Source organism: Oerskovia sp. USHLN155, assembly GCF_037145535.1.
GTDB lineage: Bacteria > Actinomycetota > Actinomycetes > Actinomycetales > Cellulomonadaceae > Oerskovia > Oerskovia rustica.
The window spans coordinates 1-625 of the sequence record NZ_JBBCXG010000030.1; the positions used below are offsets into that span (position 1 = coordinate 1).

At 66.6% G+C, this 625-nt stretch carries 1 protein-coding gene; it reads right to left on the reverse strand.

The features are described 5' to 3' along the window. A partial coding sequence (locus tag WFH32_RS19245) for a methyl-accepting chemotaxis protein (RefSeq protein WP_225228515.1) occupies nucleotides 1–625 on the reverse strand: 625 nt, incomplete at both ends.

Consider the following 625-nt stretch of genomic DNA (forward strand, 5'->3'; position numbering starts at 1 on the left):
GCGGTCGCGATGCCGGTGATGTTGCCCGCGATCTCCGAAGCACCCGTCGCGGACTCCTGCACCCCACGAGACATCTCCGTCGTCGTCGCGGTCTGCTCCTCCACCGCCGACGCGATCGTCAGCTGATAGTCGTTGATCCGCCCGATGATGTCCGCGATCTCACCGATCGCCCCCACCGCACTCGACGTGTCGTCCTGGATCGCCTCCACCCGACGAGCGATGTCCTCCGTCGCCTTCGCCGTCTCCTGCGCCAGCTCCTTGACCTCAGAAGCCACCACCGCGAACCCCTTGCCCGCCTCACCCGCACGAGCCGCCTCGATCGTCGCGTTCAACGCCAACAGATTCGTCTGCTCAGCGATCGAGGTGATCACCTTCACCACATCACCGATCTCCTGCGAGCTCGTCCCCAGCTTCTGCACCGTCACATTCGTCGACGCCGCACGATCCGTCGCACGATTGGCCACCTTCGCCGCCTCGTTCGAGTTCTGCGCGATCTCCCGAATCGACGCCCCCATCTGCTCAGCACCCGCAGCCACCGTCCGCACGTTCTGCGACACCTGCTCCGCAGCCGCAGCCACCACCCCCGACTGCGCCGCCGTCTCCTCCGACGACGCCGAGAACTGCG